Genomic DNA, 16,359 nt, shown 5'->3' with positions numbered 1-16,359 from the left:
CTCAAAATGGCGCGTCATCGCTGAAATCAGGTGTAAGGTGGCTATTACCCTGTACGCTTTGTTCGTGTGCGCGGCGTAGCGCGTCAGTGGGTTGGCCTGCGGCACCTTTACGGCCTCCGGGTCGCACCGTTCGGGCGCTTACCACGCTGTCGGCAATCACCTGGTAGCCGGTTTGTGCGTTACCGTGGCCGTCTGTCCACTGGGTGATCTGCATGTTGCCCGATACGCTCATCATGTCGCCTTTCTGGTGTTTCGCCAGCGCATCCGCCTGTTTGCCAAAGACTGTCACCGCCAGCCAGAAAGTGGCCTCGCCGTTCTCTGCCTTCTGACAGGGCAGCGGTACCGCCATGCGGGTGAAACTCATCGTGTTACCGTTGCTGGTGGTGCGGCTCTGCACGTCCACCACCAGGCGACCATAAGCGGAAATTTGTGCTGTCATGGTTGTTTTCCTCCCCTCAGCCATTTATCGCTGTTGGTTCAAAATGCCCCTTTGTTGGTTCAGTGTTGGTTCAACATGGAAAATATTTTCCTTACATAACAACCGTCTTTACACATTGAACCAACTGAACTAACTGAACCAACATACTTTCTACGTGTGTGAAGCAATCCTATTCTGGCTGGTCGTCTTCCGGGCGATACTGAAGGACGTAGACGTTTATCTGTCGCCCATCAATGCGCGGAGACTTACGCTGATAGCCGCGCCCGCTGGTGGGCGGGGTCAACATGCCCGCACCGCGCAGTATTTCGGCAAACTGCTTGGCGTTAAACCCTTTGGCTATCTCTCCCTCAAACGCGGCGGGGAAGGTGTAGAACACCATCGGTGAATCGTCGTGCTTGCCCCGTTCACGGTATCCGGCCAAATCCCGTATAGGCAGGCTGGTACGGTCGTAAGGCAGCGGCGCGAACCGGCTTAACCCACACGCATTCAGGAACGCTTCGCACTGTTCGATAATCTGCTGGTGCTCTTTGTTGCCGGTACCGAATTCACGCACCCAGGCATTGAAGCTGTGCTGTATCGCGTCGCGGCTCGTCTGCTCATCCCAGCCAGTAATCACCTTGCCCAGCGATAGCGCCGCTTCCATCACGGCAAAGCGAGCGGCCACGCGGTGAACCTGTTCGCCATAATCAGATGGAATTAACCCGCGCCAGCGCATTTCGGCGGCTCTCACGGCCTCGATAGCCTGTTGCGGGTGGTCGGCAAGGTACTTAATCCATTCGCGCCCGGCTGCGCCGTAGTGCCGCTGGTAGGCATCTTTCAGCGCATCGGCGTGCTGTTTGCCGTTGTTGTGCTCATGAAAGCGCATCGCTTTGCTTAACGGGATATTCAGCAGGCGTACCAGTTGGCCGGCTTTGGTCTTTCTGCCTACGCTGGCGATGAAGGTTTCCAAATCCATTTCGCCAGTGCTGATCGCCACCGTGCGCCAGCGCTTTAAATCCCGGTTGCCGCCTTCTTTGGCACCCTGTAGTTTGCCCACGCCGTTAAACAGGGCATAGGCGGCTTGCGCCACGCTCACCGGGTCAGCGCCTTGCCCGACTTCATCCAGTGGCATCAGGCCGTCATTGTGGGCGGCGGCTTCGTTCGCCAGCCCCAGCGCGGTGCCGTACCATGTCAGGCGCAGTAAATCGGGGTTGCCGTACAGACTGGCAGAGACATTCGCCGCCGTGGTTTTACCGGCACTGGATTGCTCATAGAAATGGATACCGAATCCGTCCGAACCAGATAGCCCAATAAGCGGAGCGGATAACGCCGCCGCTATGCCGGTCATCATGGAATAGTTGCCGTCCACCAGCCGTGCAATGTTGGTGCGCCAGCTTTCGGCGGTGCCTTTGACGGTGTAGCCCGCCGCCGCAGAGCTGCGACCGTTGAACAGTACCGGCCTGTCGGGTTGTCCGATAATTTCACCGTCCGGCATGATGTAGGCACCACACTGCCAGCCTGTGGCGTGGGCGATATGCCAAATCTCATGCACGGCGCTGCGCTGGAGCCAGTCGGCCAGTATCGCCCTCAGGCTGTTTTTGGTGGTGACGTTCACGCCGCCGTTTTTCAGCGTTCGCCAGCCTTCGCGTTCACCGATATCAGCCAACGGGATAGCATGCGTGGTATCCGCGTTTGCGCCGATTGCCCGCCAGCGCAGTATCAGGTATTGGTCTTTTTCATCCCGACCAATGCCCACCACGTTCAGCGCGGAGCATAGCCAGCTTTCGTTGTTGATCACCTCGCCACTGTCTTTATCCACTTTGGGGGTAAGCCAGAAAACTCCATCGCTACGGCTCTCGACACGCGGCCTTAACGGGTCGTCACGCGCCGGTTTATCACCGCTAGACACTGGATAGAGCGAATCGGCAAACGCCTGTGCCGCGGCGGTCAGTCCGTATTGCTGGCGGTAATCATCCCAGTCGGCTTTTTCGCTGGTGGGCGGTAGGGATACCCAGCCGTTCACCTCGCGGGCGGCTTTCTCTGCCCAGTCCTTCCCCGCGTTTGGCTTACCTGCCACGATGTCGTTATCCGCGGCAAGGATGATTTGCGCATTGGGATACAGAGCACGCATCGTCTTTGCGACCGGCACCATGTTGCCTGCATCGATAGCGGCGATGGTCAGCGCATCAGGGCGCATCAGGTGAACGCTTAACGCGGTCGCCAGTCCCTCACCAATAATCACCGTATCGGGCTGTTCTGAGGCATTAACAACGTGATACGCCCCGCGCTTAGCGGAATCGGTCACCAGTCGCTTGCTGCCATCGGGTTTTATCGTCTGTGCGGCGGTGGTGGTACCGTTCGCGTCCTGTAACGTCAGCAATAGGGTGCCATCAGACAGCAGCGGATACGAAAAGCCGGTTAACCCCTTTCCGGCCAGATATGCAGACTCTCCCGGATGTGCCTGCGTGGTCAGCTTCTCCAGACGCGGGGCAAAGCGCTGGGCTTTTTCTTCAACGGCAGGGGAACGCCCGTTATTTTCCATTGGCAGGTGTCGGGTGTCGCTCTGGCGGGTGGCCTGTTCCAGTGTCCGGGTATCAATACCCAATACCTCTGCCACCCTCTGCGCGGCATCCATCGCGGCACATTGGCGAACGTTCATCACCAGCGCCAGCCCGTCACCGGCTTCCGGTTCACAGTGGCGGCAATGCCATGTCCCGCGTCCTTCCAGATTATCGAACTGAAAGCGATCGGTACCGCCGCAGGCTGGGCAAGGGGTGAGCGTTGTCGGGTGACGGGGAACCTCAATCCCCAATTGAGAAAGCACATCAGGCCAGCGACCCGCAGCAGCAGCGGATACCTTGCGGATAAAATCGATATTACGCACTATCGCGCCTCTCCTGTTTTGTTGCTGCCCATAGCTTCCGCCTTATTCAGACAGGAAATGGCTTCGATAACCTGATCCATCACGATAGCGACGCGGATAGATTCACCCTCGCGGGCTTCATCGTTTGGGATGAGGTTCAGCCACATATCAAGGATCTCTTTCGATTTTTTGACGTGGTGTAACGCTTCCTCAACCTGGCAACAAATCTCATAAACCTGCTTGCTCATGCTGCCGCTCCTGTGTCCGGTGAAATCACCTGATAGCCTGCACGGGTTGCCAGCTCCAGAAAGGTATCGAGTCCGGCCACCAGCTCATCATCGAATAGTCGGCGGTCGCTGGTGGCTCTGCCGTTCTTCACGTACACCAGCACGCGCCCTGTGAAATCAGGGGTAACTTGCAGCGTGGCGGTAATGGTTGGCGTCTGGTTAGGCATGGGGCACCTCCGTTTTTTCAGGGGCATCACCTTCACGGCATCGGCTTTGCTTTTGTTGCTCATCCAGCAGCCATAAAGCAGGGTTGGCCGATAGATCACGGGCAAGCCCTAACGCCGTAGCCATATCGACTTCACTTAATTGTTCGTGAGTCTGTTCAAGTAACAGCAGCAGAACGCACAACTGATCGGCCTGCTGTGCTGCCTGAGACAGCGTAGAGTCACGCAACATGGGACACCTCCGCTTGTGCTGGTTCTGCCTGACTGGTGCGGTAAAGGTGATCGATACGTTCTTGCAGGACAAACAGCAGGATTTCACGTGCTTGTGGCGCATCGGTATTAACAGCGGCGTAGGCCAGTGCGCGGCATTGGTCGATAATTTCTTCCAGCTCTAACGGGGTGTTATCGAACATAGCGCACCTCCTGAACGGGCAGGCGACCAGCGAAAACAATGACACAGCCAGACGGGGATTTTTCCCGTGCTTCGTGCTCGGTAGTAGCGACAATGCGAATAATGCGGCGAGACGACATGCCCAGCGCCAGAAAGCGCCATATAAATTTGGGGTGAGTTTGGGTAGACTGTGAATCAGCCATAGCGTTACTCCTAATAACGGTGTGGTGAGAAGCCCAGTAAGTGTTCCCGCACTGCTGGGCTTCGTTAGTTGTGTAACACCTGTGGATAAGGTGTTGAACACCAGCCTATTGCAAGGTGTTGAACACGTCAAGCGTTTACAATCACTTTTTCCATGCCATACTGTTGAACACCTAAAACGGAGAAACGCTGATATGGCAACGAAAGCAGTCAATGGCCGGTCGCAAACTATTGCCGCCCGTGTCCCACATGAAGTGGTTAAAGAGGTTGAGGCACTAAAAGAAGAAGGTGAAACAACTGGGCAATTCGTTGTTTCTGCTTTACAGCGTGAAGTGAAATACCGGCAACGCAAGAAATCAAAAGAGTAGCCAGCAAGCAAACGCACAATTGCGTTGGCTAAACGGTGCGGGCGCATTTCGTATACAGTATGCGCAGTGCTGGTGAGATACAGGCGATTAATCATGATCGCTATCTCCCGCCAGTGGTAAGGCTGGTTGATACTCACGCCATAGCTGTTCTTCCTCCGTATTTAAGCGTTGCTTCTGCTGTTTGCAGGCTTGCAGATCGCGGCCTTTCTTACTGGCCTGCTTGAGGTAGGATTGTTTACGTTGCGTGAAGTCATGCAGGAATGCCCACGGCACACCGTAAGAGCCTGTTTTACGAATGGATGGGATAACCTCACCAAATACCCATTCACTAAAGCGATAGGCTGCAGTTCCTTCAACGGAAGCCTTACGGCTTCGAGCAATGAGTTTGTAGAAGCCTGGTTCTGAAACAATTGCCATCTTCTGGATACCGCCAAGGGTGGGTACTGAGTACCCCACCTTTTCATGCTCACCAAGCCGACGCAGTGGCACTTTGTGATCGGTTATCTCCAATGCTTGGCAAACATCTTTAGCCACAAACCACGGCTCACTAGAAATATTCACTACCCGCACTTTTGTGCCTTCAAATTTGATAACAGAAATATCCTGTTCACCTTTTCTGAAAATATCGCTCCGGCTGTTTTCAGGGGGAGCGAATCCCTGACCGTTAAGGTCATTATTTTTTGATTTCATAAAATCAGGCTCCGTTAGCTGGCGGCGTAATCCGGGTACAGGATCAGAATGTGGTTAATTTCTTGCTGGGTAAGCGGCTGGTGGCCGTTAATATCGGCATTGTTGTTTACCAGCCTAATGACGCGGGAAATATCATCGCGCTTTGCAAACCGATAACGATAGTGACTGCCGATCCCGTCTGTGTTCGGTTCGTTAATACGCTCTAATTGAATATCAAGCCGGCGTTCTAATTCGGTGGCGTAATTCCGGCCAGAAGAAAGGCGGCAATGGCGAAGAATGTCATTCTCAGTAAACCCACCAGCACCGGAACGTAGCATGAAAACCCGTGCGCGATGCTTCTTAGGGACTGGCCTTATCCGCTCTGGCTGGCTATTATGTCCACCAGTAATATTAGTTTGCGCAGCAGGTTTTATTTGTTCAAGTTGACGCTCGGTAGCACGGGCGTTTTTTATTTGCATTATGCAACCTCCCCGCGAGACTCTGCTATGCGTTGATCAATCCATTCATCAACTTCACTTTCAACGAAAGCAATCGAACGAGAACCAATCTTAATAGCTGCGGGGAAGCGCTGTTCTTTCATAAGGCGATATAACCATGCCTTACTGTAACCGGTACGGCGTTGGACTTCAGGGAGACGAATCAAATTATTGGACATGTTTACCTCGTAACGTCTATTGCGGTTTACGAGATATTTTCACTTGCTGAGAATTAAAAATAGATGGGAGGTAATAATTATCGCACCCATCCATAATGCTTATCTATGGGTACCTATTTTCAACAAAGAACTGTTAAATACACCCTGATTTACTAAATGATGGTAACTTCCCGTGCCATCAATACCCACCCATTAGCAATAAGGGTGGGTATGCATTAAATTTATGATTTATTTGATTTTCTTCTGCCGATTTTTCTAACTGCGAACGGCCTAAGAACTAAGTCTACAGCTTCGGCAAGATTAGTTGATGCCCCTTTCCCTTTAAGATATTCAATTATTTCTGGTTTTGTTGGGGCGGTAGTCGGATCATCCGCATCATATGTTGACCAGAATTGTTTTATGGCTTCTTCAACAAAATCTAGCCCTTCACATTTGTGTTCATAGCTTGGCAGCAATAATGTTTTTTCATTATTATCTGTTTCCATATCAATGACGATATGTGATGATTTTGCGTTCCAATGAGGAATAGAATCACGAGGTCTTACTGGTATAGATTTACGGACAAAATCCACTCGCTCATTTTCAACCCACACAAATAATGAGTCGCGAGTGATTATTGTTTTATCTTTGGATATATCATGCTTACGATCAGTGGGTCTAATCTCATAATGCTCCTCGTGATTATTCCACTCATCCCCAACCCATCGAGTAGCAAGGCATTGAACCGGAGTTAACACCCCACGGCGAATAGCACTTATTATACCCTCAGATATTCCCCAAGCCATTTTCCAGCGTTCATGATGGGTGTTTTTTACACCATCAAGGCCATTTACATAATCATAAGGATCTATTCCCGATAGTAATAACGCGGCCTGAGTAATACTGAATTCCTGTACTGTTTTCCAATGGGTTAGATCAGGAAGGTTTTCTACAATAGGCATACGCCACCTCACGCCCTCTGATTTTGGCGGCTATGCCAGCCCGCAGAGGTGTGCGGGTTTTCGGGGATCAACCTAGATATAGCCTATTCTTTGTACGTCCACAGCAGTCTATCGCGGTATACTACAACTGTCTATCTATCCAGTTACGCACGTTTCCCAAACGAGCCATGAACCACATTTCCGCCGTTCTCCAATGTTTCCATGTAATCTGCATACCACTGAAGCATTTCCCTGCGTCCGTCCAGATATTGCGCGTGGTTATAGGTGCCGCGAATAGAATTCTTATCAACGTGCGCAAGCTGGGTTTCAATCCATGCAGTGTTGTAACCCTGTTCGTGCAGAATGGTGCTCATGGTGTGCCTGAAGCCGTGGCCTGTAGCTCTGCCGTGATAACCAATTCGCTTTATTACTTGATTGATACTGGCTTCACTCATTGGTTTAGTGCTGTCATTTCTGCCTGGAAATACGAGCTTAAAGCGACCGGTCATTTCCTGTAATTGACGAAGCAGTATCAAAACTTGTTCGGAAAGTGGAACGAGATGAGGGCGGCGCATTTTCATTCTTTCTTTAGGGACTTCCCATAACCCATTATCTAAATCAAATTCTATCCATTCGGCGGCGCGTAACTCAATGGTACGCACACCTGTTAGCATGAGTAATCGCGTTGCTATTTGGGTTATTCGGCTGCCTGAGTATTGACTGAGGCATTGCAGAAATTCAGGGAATTCGGAAGCAACTAAATGTGGGTAGTGCTTATGCTTCTGTATAGCGAGCGCACCAGCTAACTCACTGGCGGGGTTATTCTCTGCCCGACCGGTCACAATGGCATAACGGAAAGTCTGGCTACAGGCCTGACGGATTTTGCGCATTTTGTCCAATACGCCTCGCTTTTCCAGTTTGCGCAGGGCTTCCAGAATGTCGAGTGGCTTAATATCGGTAATCGGTCGCTTGCCAATGTAGGGGAAAATATCTTTCTCGAAAGATTCCATCAGGTCTTCAGAATATCCCTTTGACCAGTTCGGATGTTTGTATGCGTGCCATTCTCTGGCCAGAGCCTCGAAAGTATTATCTACACTTAGCTTCTTGGCTTGTTTCTCAGATTTCTTATCGTCACTTGGATCTCTGCCACCAGCTAAAAGACGCCTTGCTTCATCACGCTTCGCCCTGGCATCGGCAAGTGAAACGTCTGGATATACCCCCACAGCCAATAATTTTTCTTTACCGGCGGTGCGATATTTTAAACGCCAGTATTTTGCACCGTTCGGATTTACTAACAGGTATAACCCGCCACCATCAGCCAGCTTGTAGGGTTTCTCTTTAGCTTTGGCAGTACCGACCTGACGGGCATTTAGCTTCACTTGGGGGTATCTCATTTCATTGAACCTGCGAATACCCCCAAATATACCCCCACATGATTGTAGATTTCAATAGACGGCTGTAGACGTAGGAATACTGAGATATGGCTATGTTGTTTGATTTATTTGGGTTTTGTAGACTTGAGTGGACGTTTCGAGAACTTGAAATGGTACGCCCTACAGGGCTCGAACCTGTGACCTACGGCTTAGAAGGCCGTTGCTCTATCCAACTGAGCTAAGGGCGCATTTCAAAAAAGAAATGGCTGTTGCTTGTTACAACAGTGGGCTGGATTATACCCACACGTCCCAGTGAGTCAACGGGTTGGCGCTGGATTTACGCTATACGGTGAATCCCTGTACAACTTTGGGTGAATGTCGCTTTCTCTGGTGTGATTTTTTTGCACAATTGCGAGCCTCGTCCATATGAACTACACATAGCAATGAAAATTTCAGTTTTATCTGCTAGATGCGTTCAGTAATTCTTTTCAAGTTATGAACGGACGTATTCTGCACCCTGTGCTGTTGGTACACTATGCCTGCATTCGTGGGTTTTGGATGAGTGTGGGCTGCTTTCACGTGCCAGGCTTGTCGCTTGGTCATTTGTGGAACCGCTATTTTGTCGAACTTTGGAACCTTTTGATTTATGAACATTCTTTCATCCGCATTCTTGCGTGTTTGTCTGCTGGCAATGTTGATGCTGCCTGTTGGCTATGCATCGGCGGCGAGTGCGGATTCTGATCCTGACCCACAGCCCGCGCAGACCGATGCGCCAGTAAAAATTAATGTTGATGCCGAGTTGATCAAGCTGCAAAAACAGTTAGATAACATCAAGCAGCAGGTTTCAGGCACAAATAGCGACAGTAAATTTGGTGCGTTGAATGACACAACGCAGGAGCTGGTGAATAGCGCCAATGAGCTTGCTAATGCAGTAACACCGCAACGCGCTCAAATTCAGGCTCAGTTGGATGTCTTAGGGCCAGCGCCAGAGTCTGGCTCCAGTATTAATGAAACCAGTGAAGTGACGCGTAAGCGAAACAGTCTGAATGCGCAAAAAGCAAAAATGGATGCGCAGGTCGAGCAGATTCAGGCTTTACGCACCGGAGCGGCCAATCTGTCCGCGCAAATAGTGACTCTGCGCCGTAATGCGCTGAAAACGCAGCTGGCCTTGAATTCCGGTAGCATTCTGGGCGGACGCTTCTGGGCACCGATTGTGGCTCCGCAGGCTGAGGATGTACGCCGCCTGAGCACCTTTCAGGATCAATTAAGTGACGCCTTTACAGTGGCCTGGGATCCAGACTGGCGTTACGGTTCCGCACTTCTGATTTTGATCGCCATGGCCATGAGTTCGGTGGGACGTCGGTATATGGAGAAATGTCTGGCCTGGGCGGGAATTAACTGGCTGCCGGAAGGGCGTCTGCGGCGGAGTTTTTTAGCCACGGCGTCGGTTATTTCAACGGTGGTCACGATCGGTATTGCGGTAAATCTGATCGACTTTACGTTTACGCGCCACGGTGAGGCTTCAGAACGTGTCGTGTCGTTCCTTGATGCGTTGGTGAGACAGGCAATTTTCTGTTCGATGATCGCTGGATTGGGGCGTGCGTTCCTTTCGAATCAGCGCCCTTCATGGCGTTTACCTGCGATTGCTAACCCCGTCGCAAAAGCCATGAAGCCGTTTCCTGTGGTTGCCGCAGGCATTATTCTGATCTTCGGTTTTATTGAACAAGTGACGGCGACGGTGGGAACATCGGTCGCGGCAACCATTATGGTGAACGGCTTATCTGCTCTGTTCCTGGCCTTTACTGCGGGGACGATCACGCTGAAAAGTGATCAGATTCGTCGGCAGATGGTACATTCAGGGGAACAGCCGGAAGCGCGTTCGACATTATCCGGCATTATTCATCTTGCTGTATTGGCGACATCGTTCGCTATTCTGGTGTCGCTGGTCATCGGTTATATCTCACTGGCTCGTTTCCTTGCGTTCGAGCTGGTGTGGATTGGTATGGTGTTCTCCTGCCTGTATTTGTTCTCAACGTTTATTACCGATATCTGCGAAAGCCTCTTTTCTCCCAATAACGCCAGCGGCAAGCGAATGAAAAATTCGCTCAATCTGGACGATCGGCATTTGGCTCAGGCCACCTTGCTTCTGTCGGCTGGCGGTAAAGTCTTCTTAATTTTGATGGCAGCCGTCGCCTTACTGAACGGGACGTTTGGCACCACTACGCCGCTGGAGTTGGTGCAAAAAGCCGTTGAAATCTGGGGCGGGAAAGGGCTGGAAACCTTGAGCATCGTGCCTGCTCATCTGGTCAATGCCGTGCTCTTTCTGGTGGTGGGGGTTTATGTTTTACGCTCCTCAAAACGCTGGCTGGAAGATGAATTCCTGCCTAAAACGACGTTAGAACGCGGAATCCGGGCGTCGCTGGTGACGCTGTTCAGCAACATCGGCTACATCCTGATTATCCTGCTGACGTTGGCGACATTAGGGATTGAATGGAACAAGCTGGCATGGATTGTCAGTGCGCTGTCGGTGGGGATTGGTTTTGGTTTACAGGAGATCGTGAAGAACTTTATCTCTGGCCTGATTTTGTTGACGGAGCGCCCGGTGAAAGTCGGTGACTCGGTCAGTATCAGCGGGGTTGAAGGGGATATCCGGCGGATTAATGTGCGTGCAACGGAAATTCAGCTGGGCGATCGTTCGACGGTGATCGTGCCGAACTCCCAATTTATTTCGCAGAATGTGCGCAATATTACGATGGGAAACCCGTTTGGGGTTGCCACGTTGGCGCTGACGTTCCCGCTGGATATCGACCCTGAAGAAGTCCGGACACTGTTACTGGACGCTTACATCGGCCATGATGCGATTCTGGAAACACCCGCACCGTCAGTGAAGTTCAGTCAGTTGAACCCAACGGGCATGGTGCTGAGCGTCACGGGCTATGTCAGTAGCCCGAGAATGGTATCGGAAGCGAAGAGCGATCTGCTGTTTGAGATTATCAAGCGGCTACGGGCATCAAACATTCCGCTGGCCGTACCGCAGAAGATGGTGTTGGAAAACTCAGGGCTTGCGCTGCCTGATAGTATTTCGGGTGAGGATAAATAATGTACTCAGCCATCCGTTATCCGGCAGTGAACGGGTAACGGATGAACATCGAAGCCGTGCTTACAGAGCGTGAGGTGCGGCTATTCTCCCTGCTGTTTAATCATATCGAGATAAATTTCACGCAACCGCTGAGTCACTTTTCCAGGCTTGCCGTCGCCGATTGTTTTTCCATCCAGCATCACGACGGGGAGAACCAGCATGGTGGCTGAACTGACAAAAATCTCTTTGGCGTGATACGCCTCTTCCGGCGTAAAAAAGCGTTCTTCCAGCGCAATGCCATCTTTTTCTGCCAGCTTGAGCAGCGACTGACGCGTAATACCGTGCAGAATAGCATTGCTGAGTGGGCGCGTTACAATCGTGTTGTCATGCAGGACGATGTAGCAGTTGCAGGAGCTGCCTTCGGTAATGAAACCGTCTTCAACAAAGAAAGCGTCGTCGGCCTGATTAGCATGGGCATACTCTTTTGCCAGGCTGGCGGCGAGCAGGCTGACGGTTTTGATGTCCCGGCGATGCCAGCGAATATCCTCAGTGGTGACAACGTGCAGGCCCGTTGTGGCTTTCGGGTTACCGACCAGCGAACGTGCCTGAGTGAATAACACCAGTGTGGATTTGACGTCAGCAGAAGGGAAATAGAAATCACGATCGCCAGCATTACCGCGGCTAAGCTGTAAATAGATCGCGCCTTCTTTCAGATTGTTTTTATTGATCAGCGCATCGTGAATCTCTCTGAGCGCCTCAGGTGTGACAGGCAACGTGAGCGATAGCTCGCGGCAGGAGCGTTGTAGGCGAGTGATATGATCGGCGAAATCAACCAGCTTGCCATCGATGACCGCTGTCACTTCATAGACAGCATCGGCAAATAGGAAACCACGGTCAAATACAGAAATTTTTGCTTCATTTTCTTCTAAATACTGTCCATCAACATAAACAAGACGTTGCATCACAACACTCCTTAATAGTTGCTCAATGCAGGTTAACGCGCGTTATCCCCACAATAATGCGTTGGGCGGTAATATTTCGCTACCGTTATAGTGCAGTCCGTTAGTGCGGTCGCGCTGCAAGAGCAGCGGGCCATCCAAATCGACCACGGCGGCACCTTGTGCCACGACAAATGCCGGTGCCATCGAGAGCGATGTACTCACCATGCAGCCGACCATAATTTTTAAACCTTGCTCCTGCGCATATTTTCGCAGACGCAGGGCTTCCGTTAGTCCGCCGGTTTTATCCAGCTTGATGTTGATCATGTCATAGCGGCCGACCAGAGCGGCCAGCGACTGGCTGTCATGACAGGATTCATCGGCACAGACGGGAATCGGGCGGGGCAAGTCTGCCAGCACATCGTCTTTGCCTGCTGGAAAAGGTTGTTCGATCATCGTTACGCCAAGCGCCGCGAGTTCAGGAACCAGCGTCAGATAGCGTTCGGCGTCCCATCCTTCATTGGCATCCACAATCAGGCGAGCCGATGGCGCACCTTCGCGCACGGCAGCAACTCTGGCCAGATCGTCTGAATCGGCCAGCTTTAGTTTGAGGAGAGGGCGACTGGCATGATGCATTGCGGCGTGGCGCATATGGTCTGGCGTATCCAGCGATAGGGTATAGGCTGTCTCCAACGCCGTAGGCGAAGGGAGATTCAAACGCTGCCAAATGCGCTGCTGATGCTGTTTGCACTCCAGATCCCAGAAGGCGCAATCGAGCGCATTGCGCGCTGCGCCTGCGGGCAGGATGGTTTGCAGCGTCTCTCGATCTAAACCGTTACGGACGTCGCTGTGCAGTGAAGCAATCTGTGCCATTACGCTGTCGAGGGATTCGCCATAGCGTGAATAAGGGACGCATTCGCCGTAGCCTGTCACGCTGCCGGACTGGAGCGCCACCACAACGACATCCGCCTGACGCTTGCTGCCGCGTGAAATGGTAAATGCGCCTTCTATTGGCCAACTTTCGGTGAAATATCGCATCTCAGTCATAAGCTTACTCTCGGATTAACCATCCTGTGCCTCACTGGCATCAGTGCCTTATTTGCAAGGTCTGAACGGGTCATCAAGTGTAATGCTTCTTCCGGTGCGTATTCTCCATTTTTCGCGATCGTAGCCAGAAATCGATGAGGCTTAATTCCGGGTTGGAAAAATTTATGAGCACGGTATCGACAGGGCGAATTATCTGAGATAGCTTGAATAAGCTCATCACACTTCAGGTCGCCTGTACCCTTGTAGTTAACGAAAGCTGTCGTCAACAAAAACGGGTTAAAGCGATTTGAATGATGTTGAGTAGAGTGCCTTTACAGGCACTGCGTCGCTCGGACGGTCCGGGCGCTCACGTTAATCTGAGGATGTTATGGCTGATTCTACTTCTCCGCGCCGTTTTACGCGCATCGATCGTCTTCCCCCGTATGTATTTAATATTACTGCTGAATTAAAAATGGCTGCGCGTCGTCGCGGCGAAGATATTATTGATTTCAGCATGGGTAACCCTGACGGCCCGACCCCTCCTCATATCGTGGAAAAACTCTGTACGGTCGCACAACGCGAAGATACTCACGGATATTCGACATCCCGAGGCATTCCGCGCTTACGCCGTGCGATCTCCCGCTGGTACGCCGATCGTTATGAGGTTGATATCGATCCTGAAAGCGAAGCGATCGTCACGATTGGTTCCAAAGAGGGGCTGGCGCACCTGATGCTGGCAACGTTGGATCATGGTGATACGGTGCTGGTGCCTAACCCCAGTTATCCGATTCACATTTATGGTGCGGTGATTGCCGGGGCGCAGGTGCGTTCAGTACCGCTGGTGGAAGGCGTTGATTTCTTTAATGAATTAGAACGCGCTATCCGCGAAAGTATTCCAAAGCCGAAAATGATGATTCTCGGTTTTCCGTCGAACCCGACAGCGCAGTGTGTCGAGCTGGATTTCTTTGAACGCGCTGTGGCGCTGGCGAAACAGTACGGCGTGCTGGTGATCCACGATCTGGCTTATGCCGACATCGTGTATGACGGCTGGAAAGCGCCGTCGATCATGCAGGTTCCCGGCGCGAAGGACATCGCGGTAGAGTTCTTCACGTTGTCAAAAAGCTACAACATGGCGGGCTGGCGCATTGGCTTTATGGTCGGCAACCCAGAGCTGGTCAACGCGCTGGCGCGGATTAAGAGCTACCACGATTACGGCACGTTTACGCCGTTGCAGGTGGCGGCGATTGCTGCGTTGGAAGGCGATCAGCAATGTGTGCGGGATATTGCCGAGCAGTATCGCCAGCGCCGTAATGTGTTGGTGCGTGGTCTGCACGAGGCGGGCTGGATGGTTGATGAGCCGAAAGCGTCAATGTATGTCTGGGCGAAAATTCCTGAAGCTTATGCGCATCTGGGGTCGCTGGAGTTTGCCAAGCGACTGCTGGCAGAAGCGAAGGTTTGCGTCTCCCCCGGCATTGGCTTTGGCGATTATGGCGATACCCATGTTCGGTTCGCCTTAATTGAGAATCAGGATCGTATTCGGCAGGCGGTGCGCGGTATTAAGGCCATGTTCCGTGCTGACGGTCTCTTACCAACCAGCAAATCCTTACCCGGCAAGGGCACGGCTGCCTGATAGTGATTTCCTGATAACTGTGGCTTCCAGTCGGCTGACTGGGAGCACATAAACATGCCGTGACAGCGGCTTATCATTTGCTAGAATGCCTACCGTTAATCTCAATCAGGATGAGTTTGTCATGTCATTATCTCTGTCTAAAATTTCTGCGTTAACGCTGCTTTGCGTCACGCTGGCCGGGTGCCAACAAACAGGAACGTCTGCCCAAAAAGGAACGGTGGCAGGCCAGTCTTCTGCGGTAACGGTTTCTCCTAACGATCAACTGAATCAACTGGCGTCGCTGGTTGCGGCTACCCGCTACCTTAAATCGAAGTGTAACCGCAGCGATCTGCCCGATGATGCGACGATTGCCAATGTTGCGTTGGCTGTAGCGAAACAACGAGGCTGGAATGTCGCGAGCTATCAGGCTTTACCGCAGCGCAGTGAAAGCCTGTATCAAGGGTTATTGAAAGACAGTACGCCAAAAGAGGCGCAGTGTTCGGAATTTAACCGTACGCTGACGCCGTTTATTGAGGCCATTCGCAGCCAAGGCTAAGGCGTAGCACTTCCACTTTTACCGTCGGCGGAACGTTCATTCTCGTTGAATTTTCCGCCCGGCCAATCTTCCAGTGCTTCCAAAATAAACACTTCACCTTCTACGCTGAAAATGGTCATATCCTGCTGGATCTGTTCTATGGTCAGCCCTTCTATTGGCGAATCCCCTTCACGAAATTGCAGGCCGTTGAGCGTGATGCTGCGCTTGGTTTCATCCGACGTGTAAACATGTGCGCTGTAGGCCAGCGGCGGAATCTCACCATTGCTGATGGCGGGTAGCGGCAGTGTGGTCTTCTTCTCTGAGGAAGCAGGCGTATCGGTATGGGCCTCACTTGGGTGAGGTGTAGCGGCGAGTGCAGCTGGCGTTTGCTCCTCTGTCGCAGGCAAGGTGGCAGCTTGAGCCGCTAACGTGGTCGTCGGAGAAGCAGGGCTACCCCAGCGCTGGTGGCTGAACCAGCCGAGTGCGGTAAAAAGCAGTGCATAAATAATCATCAGATAACCGGGCATCGGGTATCTGGCAAGCAGTGCTGGCTGTGAGTGTGTCGTTGCGTCCGGTGCGTTGTCCACGCGCTCATCCTTAAGTGTTTAGGGCATATTTTAGGTCGTGTAGCATCACATCATAAACCAAAGTCGGGCGAGTAGGATGGTGCCGTCTGCCTTATTTTGCAAAAAATAGAAAGAGCCAGAAAACTGAATCTCTCGGTTATGTGACAGTTCCTCCATTTTGATTAAAAACTATTACAGTCATAATAATCACAGATGGAATCTTGATGCGGGTCGCAAAAAAAACGTGTGAATTTGCTTTAATGAAACCATGTTTTA

Annotated in this window: 19 protein-coding genes and 1 tRNA gene; 4 read left to right on the top strand and 16 right to left on the bottom strand. The window is 51.8% G+C overall.

The features are described 5' to 3' along the window. Position 1 precedes the first annotated feature (1 nt). The 7 genes from BJJ97_RS20085 to BJJ97_RS20055 form a co-directional block, all read right to left on the bottom strand. The gene (locus tag BJJ97_RS20085; protein WP_095995098.1) at positions 2 to 439 is read right to left on the bottom strand and encodes a single-stranded DNA-binding protein; all 438 of its coding nucleotides are present in this window, start codon (positions 437 to 439) and stop codon (positions 2 to 4) included. Between the two features lie 169 nt (positions 440 to 608). Then, the gene (locus BJJ97_RS20080; protein WP_095995097.1) at positions 609 to 3,302 is read right to left on the bottom strand and encodes a TOPRIM and DUF927 domain-containing protein; all 2,694 of its coding nucleotides are present in this window, start codon (positions 3,300 to 3,302) and stop codon (positions 609 to 611) included. After that, a complete protein-coding gene (locus BJJ97_RS20075) occupies positions 3,302 to 3,529 on the bottom strand; it encodes a hypothetical protein (protein ID WP_094432821.1) in 228 nt (75 codons plus the stop codon). Before BJJ97_RS20075 ends, BJJ97_RS20080 begins: the two co-directional genes overlap by 1 nt. After that, the gene (locus tag BJJ97_RS20070) at positions 3,526 to 3,735 is read right to left on the bottom strand and encodes a hypothetical protein (protein ID WP_052201314.1); all 210 of its coding nucleotides are present in this window, start codon (positions 3,733 to 3,735) and stop codon (positions 3,526 to 3,528) included. The genes BJJ97_RS20075 and BJJ97_RS20070 overlap by 4 nt, the downstream gene beginning before the upstream one ends. Continuing rightward, positions 3,728 to 3,964, bottom strand: coding sequence for a hypothetical protein (locus tag BJJ97_RS20065; RefSeq protein ID WP_095995096.1), 237 nt, complete (start codon positions 3,962 to 3,964; stop codon positions 3,728 to 3,730). Before BJJ97_RS20065 ends, BJJ97_RS20070 begins: the two co-directional genes overlap by 8 nt. Then, on the bottom strand, positions 3,954 to 4,145 hold the full coding sequence (locus tag BJJ97_RS20060; RefSeq protein ID WP_095995095.1) for a hypothetical protein: 192 nt from the start codon (positions 4,143 to 4,145) through the stop codon (positions 3,954 to 3,956). Before BJJ97_RS20060 ends, BJJ97_RS20065 begins: the two co-directional genes overlap by 11 nt. Then, entirely contained in the window at positions 4,135 to 4,326 is a 192-nt protein-coding gene (locus tag BJJ97_RS20055) for a host cell division inhibitor Icd-like protein (protein WP_095995094.1), read from the bottom strand. Before BJJ97_RS20055 ends, BJJ97_RS20060 begins: the two co-directional genes overlap by 11 nt. 192 nt (positions 4,327 to 4,518) lie before the next feature. Between BJJ97_RS20055 and BJJ97_RS22180 the strand changes: the two genes are divergently transcribed. Further along, on the top strand, positions 4,519 to 4,692 hold the full coding sequence (locus BJJ97_RS22180; protein ID WP_005971433.1) for a YlcI/YnfO family protein: 174 nt from the start codon (positions 4,519 to 4,521) through the stop codon (positions 4,690 to 4,692). An 87-nt stretch (positions 4,693 to 4,779) separates the two neighbouring features. Here the strand turns inward: BJJ97_RS22180 and BJJ97_RS20045 are convergent, their stop codons facing one another. The 6 genes from BJJ97_RS20045 to BJJ97_RS20020 all read right to left on the bottom strand — a co-directional run bounded on the left by BJJ97_RS20045 (position 4,780) and on the right by BJJ97_RS20020 (position 8,578). Continuing rightward, the gene (locus BJJ97_RS20045) at positions 4,780 to 5,382 is read right to left on the bottom strand and encodes a BRO-N domain-containing protein (protein ID WP_095995093.1); all 603 of its coding nucleotides are present in this window, start codon (positions 5,380 to 5,382) and stop codon (positions 4,780 to 4,782) included. Positions 5,383 to 5,396: 14 nt separating this feature from the next. Beyond that, on the bottom strand, positions 5,397 to 5,843 hold the full coding sequence (locus BJJ97_RS20040; RefSeq protein ID WP_095995092.1) for a hypothetical protein: 447 nt from the start codon (positions 5,841 to 5,843) through the stop codon (positions 5,397 to 5,399). Next, positions 5,840 to 6,037 carry a helix-turn-helix transcriptional regulator gene (locus BJJ97_RS20035; protein ID WP_094432810.1) on the bottom strand — a complete coding sequence of 66 codons (198 nt, stop codon included), beginning with the start codon at positions 6,035 to 6,037 and terminating at the stop codon, positions 5,840 to 5,842. The genes BJJ97_RS20040 and BJJ97_RS20035 overlap by 4 nt, the downstream gene beginning before the upstream one ends. Before the next feature lie 221 nt (positions 6,038 to 6,258). Further along, positions 6,259 to 6,978 carry a hypothetical protein gene (locus BJJ97_RS20030; RefSeq protein ID WP_095995091.1) on the bottom strand — a complete coding sequence of 240 codons (720 nt, stop codon included), beginning with the start codon at positions 6,976 to 6,978 and terminating at the stop codon, positions 6,259 to 6,261. A 143-nt stretch (positions 6,979 to 7,121) separates the two neighbouring features. Further along, positions 7,122 to 8,336 (bottom strand): tyrosine-type recombinase/integrase, encoded by a 1,215-nt coding sequence (locus BJJ97_RS20025; protein ID WP_095995414.1) that lies wholly within the window; start codon positions 8,334 to 8,336, stop codon positions 7,122 to 7,124. A 165-nt stretch (positions 8,337 to 8,501) separates the two neighbouring features. After that, positions 8,502 to 8,578, bottom strand: a tRNA-Arg gene (locus tag BJJ97_RS20020). 398 nt (positions 8,579 to 8,976) lie between these two features. On the opposite strand from BJJ97_RS20020, the gene BJJ97_RS20015 reads away from it, so the two are divergent. Next, entirely contained in the window at positions 8,977 to 11,430 is a 2,454-nt protein-coding gene (locus BJJ97_RS20015) for a DUF3772 domain-containing protein (protein ID WP_095995090.1), read from the top strand. Between the two features lie 80 nt (positions 11,431 to 11,510). Here BJJ97_RS20015 and BJJ97_RS20010 read toward each other — a convergent pair whose 3' ends face one another. Continuing rightward, positions 11,511 to 12,371, bottom strand: coding sequence for a D-amino-acid transaminase (locus BJJ97_RS20010; protein WP_095995089.1), 861 nt, complete (start codon positions 12,369 to 12,371; stop codon positions 11,511 to 11,513). A gap of 42 nt (positions 12,372 to 12,413) precedes the next feature. Next, a complete protein-coding gene (dgcA, locus tag BJJ97_RS20005) occupies positions 12,414 to 13,394 on the bottom strand; it encodes an N-acetyl-D-Glu racemase DgcA (protein WP_095995088.1) in 981 nt (326 codons plus the stop codon). 367 nt (positions 13,395 to 13,761) lie between these two features. Between dgcA and alaC the strand changes: the two genes are divergently transcribed. Continuing rightward, positions 13,762 to 15,003: an alanine transaminase gene (alaC, locus tag BJJ97_RS20000; RefSeq protein WP_095995087.1), complete on the top strand. Its 1,242-nt coding sequence runs from the start codon at positions 13,762 to 13,764 to the stop codon at positions 15,001 to 15,003. Between the two features lie 121 nt (positions 15,004 to 15,124). Next, positions 15,125 to 15,538, top strand: coding sequence for a type II secretion system pilot lipoprotein GspS (gspS, locus tag BJJ97_RS19995; protein ID WP_095700124.1), 414 nt, complete (start codon positions 15,125 to 15,127; stop codon positions 15,536 to 15,538). On the opposite strand, the gene gspB is transcribed toward gspS, so the two are convergent. Next, entirely contained in the window at positions 15,535 to 16,104 is a 570-nt protein-coding gene (gene gspB, locus BJJ97_RS19990; protein WP_095995086.1) for a type II secretion system assembly factor GspB, read from the bottom strand. The genes gspS and gspB overlap by 4 nt on opposite strands. Positions 16,105 to 16,359 lie beyond the last annotated feature (255 nt).

Origin of the sequence: Pectobacterium polaris (assembly GCF_002307355.1) — a bacterium.
Taxonomy (GTDB): domain Bacteria; phylum Pseudomonadota; class Gammaproteobacteria; order Enterobacterales; family Enterobacteriaceae; genus Pectobacterium; species Pectobacterium polare.
This window is presented reverse-complemented; position numbering and strand designations above follow the sequence as displayed.

What these genes read in the sequence shown, in the direction of transcription:
- BJJ97_RS20085 (WP_095995098.1), bottom strand. Translation starts at nt 439, where the DNA reads ATGACAGCACAAATTTCCGCTTATGGTCGCCTGGTGGTGGACGTGCAG.
- BJJ97_RS20075 (WP_094432821.1), bottom strand. Translation starts at nt 3,529, where the DNA reads ATGAGCAAGCAGGTTTATGAGATTTGTTGCCAGGTTGAGGAAGCGTTA.
- BJJ97_RS20070 (WP_052201314.1), bottom strand. Translation starts at nt 3,735, where the DNA reads ATGCCTAACCAGACGCCAACCATTACCGCCACGCTGCAAGTTACCCCT.
- BJJ97_RS20065 (WP_095995096.1), bottom strand. Translation starts at nt 3,964, where the DNA reads ATGTTGCGTGACTCTACGCTGTCTCAGGCAGCACAGCAGGCCGATCAG.
- BJJ97_RS20060 (WP_095995095.1), bottom strand. Translation starts at nt 4,145, where the DNA reads ATGTTCGATAACACCCCGTTAGAGCTGGAAGAAATTATCGACCAATGC.
- BJJ97_RS20055 (WP_095995094.1), bottom strand. Translation starts at nt 4,326, where the DNA reads ATGGCTGATTCACAGTCTACCCAAACTCACCCCAAATTTATATGGCGC.
- BJJ97_RS22180 (WP_005971433.1), top strand. Translation starts at nt 4,519, where the DNA reads ATGGCAACGAAAGCAGTCAATGGCCGGTCGCAAACTATTGCCGCCCGT.
- BJJ97_RS20045 (WP_095995093.1), bottom strand. Translation starts at nt 5,382, where the DNA reads ATGAAATCAAAAAATAATGACCTTAACGGTCAGGGATTCGCTCCCCCT.
- BJJ97_RS20035 (WP_094432810.1), bottom strand. Translation starts at nt 6,037, where the DNA reads ATGTCCAATAATTTGATTCGTCTCCCTGAAGTCCAACGCCGTACCGGT.
- BJJ97_RS20030 (WP_095995091.1), bottom strand. Translation starts at nt 6,978, where the DNA reads ATGCCTATTGTAGAAAACCTTCCTGATCTAACCCATTGGAAAACAGTA.
- BJJ97_RS20015 (WP_095995090.1), top strand. Translation starts at nt 8,977, where the DNA reads ATGAACATTCTTTCATCCGCATTCTTGCGTGTTTGTCTGCTGGCAATG.
- BJJ97_RS20010 (WP_095995089.1), bottom strand. Translation starts at nt 12,371, where the DNA reads ATGCAACGTCTTGTTTATGTTGATGGACAGTATTTAGAAGAAAATGAA.
- dgcA (WP_095995088.1), bottom strand. Translation starts at nt 13,394, where the DNA reads ATGACTGAGATGCGATATTTCACCGAAAGTTGGCCAATAGAAGGCGCA.
- alaC (WP_095995087.1), top strand. Translation starts at nt 13,762, where the DNA reads ATGGCTGATTCTACTTCTCCGCGCCGTTTTACGCGCATCGATCGTCTT.
- gspS (WP_095700124.1), top strand. Translation starts at nt 15,125, where the DNA reads ATGTCATTATCTCTGTCTAAAATTTCTGCGTTAACGCTGCTTTGCGTC.